The organism is Herbidospora sp. RD11066, assembly GCF_054661255.1.
In genome coordinates, this window is sequence record NZ_BAAGDO010000064.1 from 1 (window position 1) to 340 (window position 340).

Annotated in this window: 1 protein-coding gene; it reads right to left on the reverse strand. The window is 52.4% G+C overall.

The window, feature by feature from the left end; all coding sequences use genetic code 11:
- Positions 1 to 312: chlorophyll a/b-binding protein (locus ACYQ78_RS39360; protein WP_459806100.1), on the reverse strand; the 312-nt coding region annotated here is incomplete at its 3' end.
- Positions 313 to 340 lie beyond the last annotated feature (28 nt).

Consider the following 340-nt stretch of genomic DNA (forward strand, 5'->3'; position numbering starts at 1 on the left):
AGGGTCAGCAAGGTGATCCGCCAAGTTCTCCAAAGGTCCCTTTCCGGTGCCAATGGCCTGAACAAAGAATCCCCACATAGAAAACATAGCCAGTCTTCCATTCTTACGCTCCTTCACCTTCAACTCAGCAAATGCCTCAGGGTCATCAGCAAGGCCCAATGGGTCGAAGCTACCACCTGGGTAAGGTGGGTCAACAACCTCACCCAATGGCCCACCAGCAATGCTGTAACCCTCAACTGCACCCATCAAGATCACCTGAGTAGCCCAGATGGCCAAGATGCTCTGGGCATGGACCAAGCTTGGGTTTCCCAAGTAGTCAAGACCACCTTCGCTAAAGATT